Consider the following 13,037-nt stretch of genomic DNA (forward strand, 5'->3'; position numbering starts at 1 on the left):
GAATACGTTGAATCTAGACCCTCAATGCATTTTTCGCTCATTGAGCATCGCGCCGCAAAGTCTTTGCTGGCAACTGCTTATTGCCGCTTTGCGAAGTGTTTTCACCGCTCGTCCGATGCAGCGTCGAGGGCTGAATGCTCTGATTTACTAAGTTAAAGGCGCCGTACGACAACTTTGCGTCAACGAGCGTACGCAAGGTGCACGCTATTCAAGGATTTGCGGGTGGCAAGGAGGCGGGACACATGACCAGAGTCATTCTGGAGATCGATGCGCAGCTGTATCGATTGTTGAAAGCATCGGCCGAGACCAACCATGTGAGTCTCGAAGAGGAGTGCTGCCGACGCCTGGCGGGAGGGGAGCGCCGCTCGCGTTACTTGCAGGCCTTGCTGGCCGAACTGCGCGCCGAGGATGAACAGCGGCGCGCCACGTCGAGATGATTACTTCTTCTTCGCTGGAGCCGCTTTCGGGCAATCCGATTCCTGGTAGCTGGCGGAGCCGATCGCCTTGTTGGTTTTCACTTCGGTGAAGTCGTAACGCATGATCGCGCCCTTGGCCATCAGCTTGCGGTACGACGGGTTGTTGCAGACCGAAGCGCCCAGCTGGAAATACACGGCTTTCGGATCGGCGCGCATTTTGTCGGCGTGGCTCTTTTGCACGCTCAGGTGATTGACCAGCGTGGTGCCTTCGACGGTGTAGCCCTGATCAAGAATGTCTTCGTTGATCGCCCGTGGCGTGCCGACGCTGCTTTGTGCGGCGACATTGCGCAGCTCTCGGTTCAGATTCTGCTCACTCAGGGATGCAGCCTGAGCGCTGAAGGACGAAGCCAGCAGAATGGCAGCGGTGGGAACGATAAGGCGCAGCATGAAACTCTCCTGGTTCAGTGACTGGTGGTTCGACCAGCCACGTGACTGTGCGTTCAGTGGCGGCGAATTATAGGGGAGCCGGTCGGGAGGGTACAGGCTTGTGCCCGTCGCTCTGGTAAACTGCCGCCCTTTATTGCCCTGCCGAGTGTCGTTCGTGTCGAGTTTTCCTGTCTGCCGGTGCCGCCTGCGATGAATCATGTCCCCAACGCCGTGGCCCGCCTGCGCGACCAGCGCGAGGATGAAGGCATCAAGCCGATCCAGGCCCGTGGTTTTCGCTCCCCGCGCTGCCGCGATTGCCGGGTGATCATCAGCCATTGCCTGTGTGCCTGGCGGCCGACGGTCGATGCGCGCTCGGGCGTTTGTCTGATCATGACCGGCAAGGAAGTGTTCAAACCCAGCAATACCGGCTGGCTGATCGCCGACATCGTGCGCGACAACCATGCCTTTATCTGGTCGCGGACCGAGCCCGACGAGCAACTGCTGGCGCTGCTGAACGACCCGCAATGGCAGCCGTATCTGGTGTTTCCCGGCGAGTACGTCGAACCTTCGCGGGTGACCAACACCTTGGATCTCGATAGCAGCAAGCGCCCGCTGTTCATTCTGCTGGACGCGACCTGGACCGAAGCCCGGAAGATTTTCCGCAAGAGCCCGTATTTCGACCGTTTGCCGATCCTCAGCCTGTTGCCCGACAAACTGTCGCGCTATCGCCTGCGCCGTTCGACCCGCAGCGAGCACCTGTGCACCGCCGAAGTGGCGGCATTGTGCCTGGAACTGGCCGGCGATTCGGACGCGGCGTCGGCGCTGGATGCCTATTTCGATGTGTTCAGCCAGCATTACCTGGGGGCCAAGCAGCAACTGGACGTCAATGTGTCGACGCCGGCCCACGCCGAATTGCTGCCCTATATCCGAAACGCGGCGCCAGTACCGGCCTGATCCTGGCCCATACTGCTAAAGCAGTGGCCGTGCGGCTTGACCACCCCGGCTTCGCTGGTCATGCTTGGCGCCGATTGGGGTGCGGCCAAGGTTTGAAACGCCGCTTTTGTTCGTGATTGGCGTTGAACGTGCCCCTGTGGATGCCGCTGCCGGGCGGTATCTGGATTTGCTTTGGCACGACCCGAATGCGCGGGCCTGCCATCAAAAACAGGATCATTTGAAAAATGGCCACATACGACATCCTGATTGCCGATGATCACCCTCTTTTTCGTAGCGCACTGCATCAAGCGGTGACGATGGGCCTTGGCCCGGATGTACGCATGGTAGAAGTGGCGAGCATCGCCGAGCTGGAAACCCGCCTGACCGAAAAGGCTGACTGGGATCTGGTGCTGCTGGACCTGAACATGCCGGGTGCTTTCGGGTTTTCCGGGCTGGTGATGCTGCGCGGCCAATACCCGCAGATTCCGGTGGTGATGGTTTCGGCCCAGGAAGAAGCCTCGGTGATGGTCAAGTCCCGGGAATTCGGCGCCAGTGGCTTCATTCCCAAGTCCAGCGACCTGAGCGTGATTCAGGAAGCGGTGCGCAAAGTGCTGGATGGCGACGTGTTCTGGCCGCCCCAGGCATTCGAGGCGGTCAGCGTTTCGGATGAAGCCAAGGCCGCCAGCGATGGCCTTGCGAGCCTGACACCGCAGCAGTTCCGGGTGTTGACCATGGTCTGCGAAGGCTTGCTGAACAAGCAGATCGCCTACGAGCTGAGTGTGTCGGAAGCGACCATCAAGGCCCACGTCACGGCGATTTTCCGCAAGTTGAACGTGCGGACCCGGACCCAGGCAGCTTTACTGCTGCAACAACTTGAGTCAATTCCGAGCCAGTAAGCACTGGCGTCTTCACGCTTTTTTGACTTTCGTTGCTCTAGCTTCCCCACTTCCTTTCGGTCGGTTATCTACTTTATGTCACCTTTCAAGGGCCAGACGGGCCTGAAACGCATCCTCAATGCATCCGGTTATTCGCTGGACGGCTTGCGCGCCGCCTTCACCGGCGAAGCCGCTTTCCGCCAATTGGTACTGCTTAACGTGGTGCTGATTCCGCTGACGTTTTTCCTCAATGTCAGCCGGGTCGAGCAGGCGCTGCTGATCGCGGTGTGCCTGCTGGCGCTGATCGTCGAGCTGTTGAATTCGGCGGTGGAGGCGGCTATCGACCGCATCTCGCTGGAGTTGCACCCGCTGTCCAAGAACGCCAAGGACATGGGCAGTGCCGCACAATTCGTGGCACTGAGCATGATCGCGCTGGTGTGGGCGGTGATTCTGCTTTAAGCGATGCTCGGCAGAACGATCTCGTCGCTGCGTTGCACCCCGGCGGTGAAGGCGCGGCACAGATCGAGGAATTCGCGCATGGCGGAGGTTTGGTACTTCTGTTTGTGCCAGATGAAATAGAACTGCCGCGCCAGATCCAGATCCGGCGTCTCCACCGGCACCAGGCTGCCGCGCCGGAAGGCGTCACGCAGCGCCAGACGCGAAATACAGCCAATCCCCAGACCTGATTCCACCGCGCGTTTGATCGCTTCGGTGTGTTCCAGCTCCAGCCGGATGTTCAGCGCGCTGCGGTGATGCCGCATCGCCTGATCGAACGTCAGGCGCGTCCCCGAACCCTGTTCCCGCAAAATCCACGCTTCATGGGTCAGTTCCTCCATGGTCGCGCTGCCGCGTTTGGCCAACGGATGTTGTGGGGCGCAGAACACCACCAATTCATCCTCGACCCAGCTCTGTACTTCGATGTCCGGGTGGCTGCAATCGCCCTCGATTAGACCCAGATCAATTTCGTAATGAGCAACCTGTTGCACGATATTGGCAGTGTTCTGCACATGCAGCTTCACCTGGCTTTCCGGGTGGCGCTGCATGAAACCGCCGATCAGCAGCGTCGCCAGGTAATTGCCGATGGTCAGGGTCGCACCCACCGACAGCGAGCCGAAACCGGATTTGCCGTTGAGCAGGTCTTCGATTTCCTTGGCCTGATCAAGCAGGGCCACCGCTTGCGGCAACAACTGTTTGCCGAGGGCGTTGAGGCTCAGGCGTTTGCCGGCGCGATCGAACAGCTGGCAGCTGGACTGGCGCTCCAGTTCGGTGATGGATGTGCTGGCGGCCGATTGCGACAGGTTGAGTAGACCCGCAGCACGGGACACGCTTTCCTGCTGGGCGACGGCGACGAAGACTTGCAGTTGACGAAGAGTAAATCGCATATCGATATAACCGATAACCCTTATCTTAATAATCCAGTTAACAGATATTGTCGGCGCTATTAGAATGCAATGCAATTGCGCACCGTCGGCATTCTTCAACATGAGCCGGGCAGGCGCAGATCAATCTCCAGGAGTCCCACGTACATGAGCAACATGAACCACGAGCGTGTCCTCAGTGTTCATCACTGGAACGACACTCTGTTCAGCTTCAAGTGCACCCGCGATCCGGGCCTGCGCTTCGAGAACGGTCAGTTCGTGATGATCGGCCTGCAACAGCCAAACGGCCGCCCGCTTATGCGCGCTTACTCGATCGCCAGCCCGAACTGGGAAGAGCATCTCGAGTTCTTCAGCATCAAGGTGCAGGACGGTCCGCTGACCTCCCAGCTGCAGCACCTGAAGGAAGGCGATGAGATCATCATCTCGAAAAAACCGACCGGCACCCTGGTGCTGGACGACCTGAACCCGGGCAAGCATTTGTATCTGCTGAGCACCGGCACCGGTCTGGCGCCGTTCATGAGCGTGATCCAGGACCCGGAAACCTACGAGCGCTTCGAGAAAGTGATCCTGGTTCACGGTGTTCGTTACGTCAACGAAGTCGCCTACCGCGAATTCATCACCGAGCACCTGCCGCAGAACGAGTTCTTCGGCGAAGCGCTGCGTGACAAGCTGATCTACTACCCGACCGTGACTCGCGAGCCGTTCGAAAATCAGGGCCGTCTGACCGACCTGATGCGCAGCGGCAAGCTGTTCAGCGACATCGGTCTGCCACCGATCAACCCGCAGGACGACCGCGCGATGATCTGCGGCAGCCCGAGCATGCTCGACGAGACCAGCGAAGTGCTCGACAGCTTCGGCCTGAAGATCTCGGCGCGCATGCGCGAGCCGGGTGACTACCTGATCGAGCGTGCATTCGTCGAGAAATAATCCCGACGATGCCGATAGAAAAGCCCGCGTTGCCTGAGAAGGCAGCGCGGGCTTTTTCGTTTTCGCGATTCAGTCAGCGGCGGGAATCACTTCCAGGACGCGGATCTGCTCCGGCGTCGGGTAGTGCCAGCGCACATCCAGATCCCAGAACTGCGCGCCGTATTCGCGTTCGGGCGCGGGCGTCTGATAGGCCGGGCGCGGATCCTGGGCCAGGCATTGCTCGATCAGCTCGACCAGGGGCTCGGCCAGGCGCTGAGCGTGCGTATGCGCCTGTTGTAGCGCCGCGTCCGTCCACTGCACGTCGATCAGGTGCGGCGCGGCTCTGGCGATGCTGTTGGAGGCGTCAGCAATGATGTCGGCGTACGGCACGTAGGGTTTGACGTCGAGAATCGGCGTGCCGTCCAGCAGGTCGATGCCGGAGATGAACAGGCGATTGGCCTCGACCTTGTCCAGTTTCACCACTGACTGGCCGATGCCGTTCGGCCGATGCGTGGCGCGAGTGGCGAATACGCCCATGGACTTGTTGCCACCGAGGCGCGGGGGGCGAACCTTGAGGCGCGGCTTGTCTTCCAGCGCCTGATGGAACAGGAACAGCAGCCAGACATGACTGACCTGCTCCAGTCCCTGCACCGCATCGCCCTGATCGAACGGCGCCACCAGTTCCAGCACGCCACGGGCGGCGGGGGCCAGTTGCGGCTGGCGCGGGATGGCGAACTTCTCCTTGAAGCAGGAGCGGACGAAGCCGATGGGGGAGACGCTGTAAGTCATGGTGTGCATTCGAAGCGGAGCAGGGCGGGCATGATAACCCGGCAGGCTTGAAGTCTGGTGCTGATAGATCTGGCCTCTTCGCGAGCAGGCTCGCTCCCACAGGGGAACGCATTCCAAATGTGGGAGCGAGCCTGCTCGCGATAGCCGCACCGCCGATATCAGAGGCTAAACCCGCCATCCAGCGGAATGACATTCCCGGTCATGTACGCCCCGGCAGTACTCGCCAGGCTGATCGCCAGCGCCGCCATTTCCTCTTCGCGACCCCAGCGTTTCATCGGAATCAGCGCGGTGTCTTCGGCCAGCGCCTGCTGGTCGCTGCCGATGTGCTGGGTCATCTTGCTCGGGAAACGCCCCGGTGCGATGACATTGACGTTGATGTGCTGGCTCACCAGTTCCCGAGCGAGAATCCGCGACAGCTGATGCAGGGCCGCCTTGCTCGGCCCATAGGCATAGGCCTGTTCGCCAAAGGAAGAAATCCCCGCCACCGAACCGATGTTGATGATCCGCGCCGGATTGGCCGCCGATCCGGATTTGCGCAGCAATGGCAGAAATTGCTGGATGCAACTGAACACCGAGGTCACGTTGAGCTGCATAACTTTCTCCCAGCCCTTGACCGGGTAGCTCTCCAGCGGTGCGCCCCAGGTGGTGCCGGCGTTGTTCACCAGAATGTCCAGATGAGTGATCTGCTCGCCCATTCGCGCAACCAGCTCTTTCACGCCTTCTTCGGTCGCCAGATTCGCCGCCATGCCCTGACAAGCGCCCAGAGCACTGAGTTCTTCAGCGGTTTGATGACAGGCTTCCGCGTCACGGGAACAGACGTACACGCGGGCGCCGGCTTCGACAAAGGCCTTGGCGATCATTTTGCCGATACCGCGGGTGCCGCCGGTCACCAGGGCGGTGCGGCCTTGCAGGGAGAAATACGGGTGCATGGCGAATCCTGAGGGCTAGGGTTCAGTACACCCTAGTCGCCGGCCGCGAAAAGCGGAGCCACTATTTTTGGAAGGAATGGAGGGGCATGCATGAAAACGGCGACCGAAGTCGCCGTGATCGAATGGGTCAACCGCGAACGCGCAGGGTCAGGCCCTTGAGGAAGTTGCGCAGCAACTGATCGCCGCACGGGCGGTAGTTGGTGTGGCCGACCTTGCGGAACAATGCGCTCAGCTCAGGCTTGGACACCGGGAACTCGGCAGCCTTGAGGATCGCGTGCATGTCGTCTTCCTTCAGTTCGAAGGCCACGCGCAGCTTTTTCAGGATGATGTTGTTGGTCACCGGCACTTCGATCGGCAGCGGCGGACGGCTTTCGTCCTTGCCGCGCTTGAAGATCACCAGGCCGTCGAGGAAGTGCGCGATGACTTCGTCCGGGCAGCGCACAAAACCTTCTTCGTCTTCTTCCTTCTTGTCGAGGTACGTCACGACATCAGCCAGCGTGACGTCCAGGCCGCCGAGTTTGATGATCTCGACCACTTTCTTGTCGCTGATGTCGAGCATGTAGCGCACGCTGCGCAGAACGTCGTTGTGAACCATGTGTGCAATCCTGATCTTTTCGCTGTGGGCATCGCGCGGACGCGATGCCGGAAATGTAGGGTGGCTTGCGAGCCTTAGAATTTCTCTTTGCCGGACAGGTAGCGCCATTGTCCGACCGGCACCTTGCCAATGGACACGCCGCCGATGCGGATGCGGCGGATGCCGATCACCTTCAGGCCGACCGCTTCGCAGAACTGGGCGATGATCCCCGGCTGCGGGTTCTTCATGGCGAAGCGCAGACGGTTTTCGTTCTGCCAGCTGGCCTTGACCGGCGGCAGCTCCTTGCCCTTGTGGGTGAGGCCGTGCTGCAGTCGGTTGAGACCGTGGGCAACCATGTCGCCTTCGACTTCGACCACGTATTCCTGCTCGATCTTGGCCGCGTCGGCGGTGAGCTTGCGCAACACCTTCCAGTCCTGGGTGAACACCAGCAGGCCGCTGGCCTTGGGTTGCAGGTCGGCGCTGGCGGTCAGGCGCAGGAAATGCCCGCGCAGCGGACGCTTGCCGTAGCGGTGTTCTTCGCTGAGGGTCTCGGCGTTCAGCGACTGCATGGCGCTGTCGACATCCATGCCCGCCGGCACGTTGAGCAGGATAGTCACCGGCTCCGGCGCGGTGGCCTTGGCGTCCTTGTCGAGCTCGACCTTCTGGTCGCCGACCTTGAACTGCGGCTCGTCGATGACTTCGCCGTCCACGGTGACCCAGCCGCCCTCGATGAACAGCTCGGCCTCCCGGCGGGAGCAACCGACCAGCTCGATGAGGCGTTTGGAGAGGCGAATCGGGTCAGTCATGACAGGGGCCGTAACAAAAAAGGGGTGGGCATTGTACCTGCCTGGGGCCGGTTAAGCCCGATTGCATTTGCGCCGTGTGGCTTTTAGCCGCGTATCGCGCGCTGCTCCGGTTGTTTCAGACGCATATGCAACAACGGATACGGCTGGCCCATGCCATCGACTTCCGAGCGGCCAATCACCTCGAACCCTTGCTTGAAGTAAAACCCCAGGGCCTGCGGATTCTGCTCGTTGACGTCCAGTTCGTCGGCGTTCAGGTGTTCCATGGCGTACTTCAGCAGTTTCTTGCCAAGGCCCTGGCCGCGATGGGCCGGGTCGATGAACAGCATTTCGATCTTGCCCGCCGCGACACCGGCAAACCCGGTGATGCGCTGGCGGCTGTCCCGGGTACAGATCAGCATCACCGCATCGAGGTAGCGGGTCAGCACCAGACTCTTCAGCAGCTCGATGTAGGATTCCGGCAGGAAATCATGAGTCGCACGGACCGAGGCCTCCCAGACCCGGGTCAGTTCCTGGTAATCGCTGAGTTTCGGCGTGTGGATGACCGAATGCTGACGCATGCCCGATAGCCTCTTTGTCATGGATGAGGGAGTCCTTCCCCTCACAAACTCTAGCCGTAAAAAAGCCCCGCATCTCGTAAAAGAGAGCGGGGCTTTCTGTATTTTTCGCGCTTAGATCTGTTCGGCCCAGAGGTCGTATTCGTCGGCGTCGGTCACCTTGCACCAGACCTTGTCGCCGGGCTTGAGGTTGCTGCCGTTGTCGATGAACACGTTGCCGTCGATTTCCGGGGCGTCGAAGAAGCAGCGGCCGACCGCGCCTTGCTCGTCGACTTCGTCCACCAGCACTTCGATTTCACGGCCGATGCGCATTTGCAGGCGCGCCGAGCTGATGGCCTGCTGGTGCGCCATGAAGCGCTCCCAGCGATCCTGCTTGACGTCGTCCGGAACGATGTCGAGGTTCAGGTCATTGGCCGGCGCGCCTTCGACCGGCGAGTACTGGAAGCAGCCGACGCGGTCGAGCTGGGCTTCGGTCAGCCAGTTCAGCAGGTATTGGAAGTCTTCTTCGGTTTCGCCCGGGAAACCGACGATGAAGGTCGAACGGATGATCAGGTCCGGGCAGATTTCGCGCCAGTTCTTGATCCGCGCCAGGGTCTTGTCTTCGAACGCCGGGCGCTTCATCGACTTGAGGACTTTCGGGCTGGCGTGCTGGAACGGGATGTCCAGGTACGGCAGGATCTTGCCGGCGGCCATCAGCGGGATCAGTTCGTCGACGTGCGGGTACGGGTAAACGTAGTGCAGACGGACCCAGACGCCGAGGGTACTCAGCGCTTCGCACAGTTCGGTCATGCGGGTTTTCACCGGCGCGCCGTTCCAGAAACCGGTGCGGTATTTGACGTCAACGCCGTAGGCGCTGGTGTCCTGGGAAATCACCAGCAATTCCTTCACGCCGGACTTGACCAGACGCTGGGCTTCGTCGAGCACGTCGCCCACCGGACGGCTGACCAGTTTGCCGCGCATCGACGGGATGATGCAGAAGCTGCAGCTGTGGTTGCAGCCTTCGGAAATCTTCAGGTACGCGTAGTGACGCGGGGTCAGCTTGATGCCTTGCGGCGGCACCAGGTCGATCAGCGGGTTGTGATCCTGCTTCGGCGGCACGACTTCGTGCACGGCGTTGACCACTTGCTCGTACTGCTGCGGACCGGTGACGGCCAGCACGCTCGGGTGCACGTCACGGATGTTGCCTTCTTCCACGCCCATGCAGCCGGTCACGATGACCTTGCCGTTTTCCTTGATCGCTTCACCGATGACTTCCAGCGATTCGGCCTTGGCCGAGTCAATGAAGCCGCAGGTGTTGACCACGACCACGTCGGCGTCCTGATAGGTGGACACCACGTCATAGCCTTCCATGCGCAGCTGGGTCAGGATGCGCTCGGAGTCGACCAGTGCTTTCGGGCAACCCAGAGAAACGAAGCCAACCTTTGGATTGGCCGGCGCAGGAGTGGTGGACATGTCTAACCTCGGTGTTTTGTGACATCGATTACCTGATTCAGGAACCGACGGACGGGCGCTTAAGGCGCGCCTCTGATCAAAAAGTGCGCAATTCTAGCGACGAGCAGCGCACTTGACCAGCTTTATGCAGGGAAATACGACGAGTGCTGCGCTATGCTTCGCGCCGTTGCGCTTTACTGAATTTTTACAGTCAAGAAAACGTCTGTTACAGGGCGTAAAAACGCGCATGCTGCACACAAAGCATAGTGCTTCATATAAGAAGCCGGTCTGGGAATCAGGAGTGTTGGATGGGTCAGGCAAGTAGTCACGCGGCAGGCGCCGAAGGTTCGGCCACCAAGCCGCTGAGCATGCTGGTCGCGGCGGTCGGGGTAGTTTACGGCGACATCGGCACGAGCCCGTTGTACACCCTCAAAGAAGTGTTTTCCGGCGCTTATGGCGTGCCCGTCAATCACGACGGGGTGCTCGGCATTCTGTCGCTGATTTTCTGGTCGCTGATCTGGGTCGTTTCAATCAAGTACATGATGTTCGTCCTGCGCGCCGACAACCAGGGCGAAGGCGGGATCATGGCGCTCACCGCGCTGGCGCGGCGGGCAGCGGCGGGGCGCAAGCGGTTGCGCACGCTGCTGGTGGTCTGCGGGCTGATCGGCGCGGCGCTGTTCTATGGCGACAGCATGATCACCCCGGCGATTTCCGTGCTCTCGGCCATTGAAGGTCTGGGCCTGGCCTTCGACGGCATCGACCACTGGGTCGTGCCGCTGTCGCTGGTGGTGCTGGTGGCGCTGTTTCTGATCCAGAAGCACGGCACGGCGCGGATCGGTATTCTGTTCGGGCCGATCATGGTCACCTGGTTCCTGGTGCTCGGTGCCCTCGGCGTCTACGGCATCAGCCATTACCCGGAAGTGCTGCACGCGATGAATCCTGTGTGGGCGGTGCGGTTCTTCACCGTCCATCCGGGCATGGGCGTGGCGATCCTCGGCGCCGTGGTGCTGGCGCTGACCGGTGCCGAAGCGCTGTACGCCGACATGGGCCACTTCGGTCGCAAGCCGATTGCCCGTGCGTGGTTCCTGCTGGTGCTGCCGGCGCTGGTGCTGAACTACTTCGGTCAGGGCGCCTTGCTGCTGGAGAACCCGGACGCCGCGCGCAACCCGTTCTACCTGCTGGCCCCGAGCTGGGCGCTGATTCCGCTGGTCGGTCTGTCGACCCTGGCTACGGTGATTGCCTCCCAGGCCGTGATTTCCGGCGCGTTCTCCCTGACCCGTCAGGCGATCCAGCTCGGTTACATCCCGCGCATGTACATCCAGCACACCTCCAGCGACGAGCAGGGCCAGATCTACATCGGTGCCGTGAACTGGTCGCTGATGGTCGGCGTCGTGTTGCTGGTGATCGGCTTCGAATCCTCCGGCGCCCTGGCCTCGGCCTACGGCGTGGCTGTCACTGGCACCATGCTGATGACCACGATTCTGGTGTCGGCAGTCATGTTGCTGCTGTGGAAATGGCCACCGATTCTGGCGGTGCCGGTGCTGCTCGGCTTCCTCCTGGTGGACGGTCTGTACTTTGCCGCCAACGTGCCGAAGATCGTCCAGGGCGGTGCCTTCCCGGTGATCGCCGGTATCGCGCTGTTCGTGCTGATGACCACCTGGAAACGCGGCAAGCAACTGCTGGTCGAGCGCCTCGACGAAGGCGCGCTGCCGCTGCCGATCTTCATCAGCAGCATCCGCGTCCAGCCACCGCACCGCGTCCAGGGCACCGCCGTGTTCCTCACCGCCCGCTCCGACGCGGTGCCGCACGCGCTGTTGCACAACCTGCTGCACAATCAGGTGCTGCATGAGCAAGTGGTGCTGCTGACGGTGGTTTACGAAGACATCCCGCGCGTCCCGCCATCGCGCCGCTTCGAAGTCGAAGCCCACGGCGAAGGCTTCTTCCGGGTGATCCTGCACTTCGGCTTCACTGACGAACCGGACGTGCCGCAGGCGCTGAAGCTGTGCCATCTGGATGATCTGGACTTCAGCCCGATGCGCACCACCTACTTCCTCAGCCGCGAAACGGTCATCGCCTCGAAACTCGAAGGCATGGCCCGTTGGCGTGAAGCGCTGTTTGCGTTCATGTTGAAGAATGCCAACGGCAACCTGCGCTTCTTCAATCTGCCGCTGAACCGGGTGATTGAGTTGGGGACGCAGGTGGAGATGTAACCCGGCGTCATCAAAAAGCCCCCGTCAGCCTAGTGACTGGCGGGGGCTTTTTCGTTTTTGTGCTGTTACATGCTTTCTGGCAGTTCTGCCTCAGATTCGGTCTTCGTTCGCGCAGGTCGCGGCATCAGGGCCTTCATCACGTCGTCGACCAAGGCCTTGCCGATTATCGTCAGGTAATGCGCGGCCCAGGCGTGGCGGTCGCTTTCCTTGTCGTAGGCGGCGTCCTCGGCGAAGGATTTGGCGAGGAACAACAGGTCTGAAGCCTGGGACAGTGCTTCGACGATGGGGACGCCGGAGCGAACGTTGAGTAACGCCTGATCCGAGCTGTAGAGGAAAGAGGTGAAGCCGATGGTTGTCAGGTCTGAAGGTGATGAAGAACTTTGTTTGCTCATTGTTTCGCTCCATAAAACGAGGAGCTGCCGCATTCGTTACCACGCGAATGGGTGGCAGCTGTACGCAGGGTGGTAAACCGGGAGAGCAAAGAAACCGGCAGACCCAAAGGTCTCCCACGCACAGCCGCCATGACTCGGAATTACAGGCGTAAAAACACCTGAGTCGTGTTGGGAATGCTGTTGCGCTTTGCCTTGCCGGGTTACCACACCCGATCACTGAATGGGTCAGCGACCTCTGGAGAGTATCCCGTCAAAAAACAGTGCAACAGGGCGGCAAAGTGCCCAAACACGAGATTAGGAGTTTGCCTACAAGGTATGCGGACGTCATCTGATATTGCGACACCAGACGTAAACGAAACTAAACGTTGATGGCGGTTTTGCGCGGCTTTGGTGCGGCAGATGAATGTGGAGTTGACG

Annotated in this window: 15 protein-coding genes; 6 read left to right on the forward strand and 9 right to left on the reverse strand. The window is 60.6% G+C overall.

What is annotated here, in order from left to right; all coding sequences use genetic code 11:
* The first annotated feature begins 242 nt into the window (after positions 1-242).
* Positions 243-437: a hypothetical protein gene (locus tag CAG25_RS17360; protein ID WP_011332745.1), complete on the forward strand. Its 195-nt coding sequence runs from the start codon at positions 243-245 to the stop codon at positions 435-437.
* Here CAG25_RS17360 and CAG25_RS17365 read toward each other — a convergent pair whose 3' ends face one another.
* Positions 438-863, reverse strand: a complete 426-nt coding sequence (locus CAG25_RS17365) for a PA3611 family quorum-sensing-regulated virulence factor (RefSeq protein WP_011332746.1) — start codon at positions 861-863, stop codon at positions 438-440.
* Between the two features lie 189 nt (positions 864-1,052).
* On the opposite strand from CAG25_RS17365, the gene CAG25_RS17370 reads away from it, so the two are divergent.
* The 3 genes from CAG25_RS17370 to CAG25_RS17380 all read left to right on the forward strand — a co-directional run bounded on the left by CAG25_RS17370 (position 1,053) and on the right by CAG25_RS17380 (position 3,109).
* Complete coding sequence (locus tag CAG25_RS17370; RefSeq protein WP_085612335.1) at positions 1,053-1,796, forward strand: tRNA-uridine aminocarboxypropyltransferase; 744 nt, start codon at positions 1,053-1,055, stop codon at positions 1,794-1,796.
* A gap of 224 nt (positions 1,797-2,020) precedes the next feature.
* The gene (gene erdR, locus CAG25_RS17375; RefSeq protein ID WP_007954938.1) at positions 2,021-2,671 is read left to right on the forward strand and encodes a response regulator transcription factor ErdR; all 651 of its coding nucleotides are present in this window, start codon (positions 2,021-2,023) and stop codon (positions 2,669-2,671) included.
* A gap of 75 nt (positions 2,672-2,746) precedes the next feature.
* Positions 2,747-3,109 (forward strand): diacylglycerol kinase, encoded by a 363-nt coding sequence (locus tag CAG25_RS17380; RefSeq protein WP_003222276.1) that lies wholly within the window; start codon positions 2,747-2,749, stop codon positions 3,107-3,109.
* Here the strand turns inward: CAG25_RS17380 and CAG25_RS17385 are convergent.
* On the reverse strand, positions 3,106-4,032 hold the full coding sequence (locus tag CAG25_RS17385; RefSeq protein WP_011332748.1) for a LysR family transcriptional regulator: 927 nt from the start codon (positions 4,030-4,032) through the stop codon (positions 3,106-3,108). The two genes, CAG25_RS17380 and CAG25_RS17385, sit on opposite strands and share 4 nt — an antisense overlap.
* Before the next feature lie 144 nt (positions 4,033-4,176).
* Between CAG25_RS17385 and fpr the strand changes: the two genes are divergently transcribed.
* Positions 4,177-4,956: a ferredoxin-NADP reductase gene (gene fpr / locus CAG25_RS17390; RefSeq protein ID WP_007908723.1), complete on the forward strand. Its 780-nt coding sequence runs from the start codon at positions 4,177-4,179 to the stop codon at positions 4,954-4,956.
* Between the two features lie 69 nt (positions 4,957-5,025).
* Here the strand turns inward: fpr and tsaA are convergent, their stop codons facing one another.
* The 6 genes from tsaA to rimO form a co-directional block, all read right to left on the reverse strand.
* The gene (tsaA, locus tag CAG25_RS17395) at positions 5,026-5,724 is read right to left on the reverse strand and encodes a tRNA (N6-threonylcarbamoyladenosine(37)-N6)-methyltransferase TrmO (protein WP_178076478.1); all 699 of its coding nucleotides are present in this window, start codon (positions 5,722-5,724) and stop codon (positions 5,026-5,028) included.
* Positions 5,725-5,882: 158 nt separating this feature from the next.
* Entirely contained in the window at positions 5,883-6,653 is a 771-nt protein-coding gene (locus CAG25_RS17400) for an SDR family oxidoreductase (protein ID WP_085612337.1), read from the reverse strand.
* Between the two features lie 127 nt (positions 6,654-6,780).
* The gene (locus CAG25_RS17405; RefSeq protein WP_085612338.1) at positions 6,781-7,248 is read right to left on the reverse strand and encodes a DUF1456 family protein; all 468 of its coding nucleotides are present in this window, start codon (positions 7,246-7,248) and stop codon (positions 6,781-6,783) included.
* A 74-nt stretch (positions 7,249-7,322) separates the two neighbouring features.
* Positions 7,323-8,033: an rRNA pseudouridine synthase gene (locus CAG25_RS17410; protein WP_011332751.1), complete on the reverse strand. Its 711-nt coding sequence runs from the start codon at positions 8,031-8,033 to the stop codon at positions 7,323-7,325.
* A gap of 83 nt (positions 8,034-8,116) precedes the next feature.
* Entirely contained in the window at positions 8,117-8,590 is a 474-nt protein-coding gene (locus CAG25_RS17415; RefSeq protein WP_085612339.1) for a GNAT family N-acetyltransferase, read from the reverse strand.
* 111 nt (positions 8,591-8,701) lie between these two features.
* A complete protein-coding gene (rimO, locus tag CAG25_RS17420; protein ID WP_085612340.1) occupies positions 8,702-10,039 on the reverse strand; it encodes a 30S ribosomal protein S12 methylthiotransferase RimO in 1,338 nt (445 codons plus the stop codon).
* A gap of 347 nt (positions 10,040-10,386) precedes the next feature.
* Here rimO and CAG25_RS17430 point away from each other — a divergent pair, with 347 nt between their 5' ends.
* Complete coding sequence (locus tag CAG25_RS17430; RefSeq protein WP_371857728.1) at positions 10,387-12,228, forward strand: potassium transporter Kup; 1,842 nt, start codon at positions 10,387-10,389, stop codon at positions 12,226-12,228.
* A 65-nt stretch (positions 12,229-12,293) separates the two neighbouring features.
* Here the strand turns inward: CAG25_RS17430 and CAG25_RS17435 are convergent, their stop codons facing one another.
* Positions 12,294-12,620: a DUF3077 domain-containing protein gene (locus tag CAG25_RS17435; protein ID WP_085612342.1), complete on the reverse strand. Its 327-nt coding sequence runs from the start codon at positions 12,618-12,620 to the stop codon at positions 12,294-12,296.
* Positions 12,621-13,037: the final 417 nt, after the last annotated feature.

Origin of the sequence: Pseudomonas sp. B16(2017), from assembly GCF_002113205.1 — a bacterium.
In the GTDB taxonomy this organism is placed as follows: Bacteria; Pseudomonadota; Gammaproteobacteria; order Pseudomonadales; family Pseudomonadaceae; genus Aquipseudomonas; species Aquipseudomonas pharyngis.

Excerpts from the sequence above, each read along its gene's own strand:
- CAG25_RS17385 (WP_011332748.1), bottom strand. The coding sequence starts at position 4,032 with ATGCGATTTACTCTTCGTCAACTGCAAGTCTTCGTCGCCGTCGCCCAG.
- CAG25_RS17410 (WP_011332751.1), bottom strand. The coding sequence starts at position 8,033 with ATGACTGACCCGATTCGCCTCTCCAAACGCCTCATCGAGCTGGTCGGT.
- CAG25_RS17360 (WP_011332745.1), top strand. The coding sequence starts at position 243 with ATGACCAGAGTCATTCTGGAGATCGATGCGCAGCTGTATCGATTGTTG.
- CAG25_RS17430 (WP_371857728.1), top strand. The coding sequence starts at position 10,387 with ATGCTGGTCGCGGCGGTCGGGGTAGTTTACGGCGACATCGGCACGAGC.
- tsaA (WP_178076478.1), bottom strand. The coding sequence starts at position 5,724 with ATGACTTACAGCGTCTCCCCCATCGGCTTCGTCCGCTCCTGCTTCAAG.
- CAG25_RS17365 (WP_011332746.1), bottom strand. The coding sequence starts at position 863 with ATGCTGCGCCTTATCGTTCCCACCGCTGCCATTCTGCTGGCTTCGTCC.
- CAG25_RS17405 (WP_085612338.1), bottom strand. The coding sequence starts at position 7,248 with ATGGTTCACAACGACGTTCTGCGCAGCGTGCGCTACATGCTCGACATC.
- fpr (WP_007908723.1), top strand. The coding sequence starts at position 4,177 with ATGAGCAACATGAACCACGAGCGTGTCCTCAGTGTTCATCACTGGAAC.
- rimO (WP_085612340.1), bottom strand. The coding sequence starts at position 10,039 with ATGTCCACCACTCCTGCGCCGGCCAATCCAAAGGTTGGCTTCGTTTCT.
- erdR (WP_007954938.1), top strand. The coding sequence starts at position 2,021 with ATGGCCACATACGACATCCTGATTGCCGATGATCACCCTCTTTTTCGT.
- CAG25_RS17400 (WP_085612337.1), bottom strand. The coding sequence starts at position 6,653 with ATGCACCCGTATTTCTCCCTGCAAGGCCGCACCGCCCTGGTGACCGGC.
- CAG25_RS17415 (WP_085612339.1), bottom strand. The coding sequence starts at position 8,590 with ATGCGTCAGCATTCGGTCATCCACACGCCGAAACTCAGCGATTACCAG.
- CAG25_RS17435 (WP_085612342.1), bottom strand. The coding sequence starts at position 12,620 with ATGAGCAAACAAAGTTCTTCATCACCTTCAGACCTGACAACCATCGGC.
- CAG25_RS17370 (WP_085612335.1), top strand. The coding sequence starts at position 1,053 with ATGAATCATGTCCCCAACGCCGTGGCCCGCCTGCGCGACCAGCGCGAG.
- CAG25_RS17380 (WP_003222276.1), top strand. The coding sequence starts at position 2,747 with ATGTCACCTTTCAAGGGCCAGACGGGCCTGAAACGCATCCTCAATGCA.